Source organism: Liquorilactobacillus sicerae, assembly GCF_029916425.1.
Lineage (GTDB): Bacteria > Bacillota > Bacilli > Lactobacillales > Lactobacillaceae > Liquorilactobacillus > Liquorilactobacillus sicerae.
Window position 1 is genome coordinate 1 of the sequence record NZ_JAHAVQ010000301.1, and the last position, 418, is coordinate 418.

1 pseudogene is annotated in these 418 nt (G+C 43.8%); it reads right to left on the bottom strand.

Annotated features, from left to right (window positions below):
* Nucleotides 1–418, bottom strand: a pseudogene (locus KH893_RS12550) (glycoside hydrolase family 3 protein); the annotation flags it as partial.

Consider the following 418-nt stretch of genomic DNA (forward strand, 5'->3'; position numbering starts at 1 on the left):
TAATAACGATAGCCAACAAAGAGACCTTCGTGATAATTTTCCTCGTTTGGATCAGCATTGAAAGCTAAATAAGTTGGATTGTCGGACAATTTAATCGGAAAGCTTTCAGCTAACTTGCCTGAGGGATAACATGGCCGAATAGGACATCCCAAGTAGACTGGCCCACGGCTTCACCAGCCAGATAAGTCTCGACGATCGCTCCAACCTGTCCGACCCAAGGCATTTCAAGAGCTGATCCGTTTTCTAAAACAACGATTATTTTTTTATTAACAGTGGCCAATCGTTCAATTAAATGATTTTGGTTGTCCGGCAAACTGATCGTCTGCTTGTCAAAGCCTTCCGACTCATAAGAACTTGGAAAACCGGCAAAAACAACTACCTGATCAACCCGTTTTGCCAGATCGACTGCCGCTTGTTC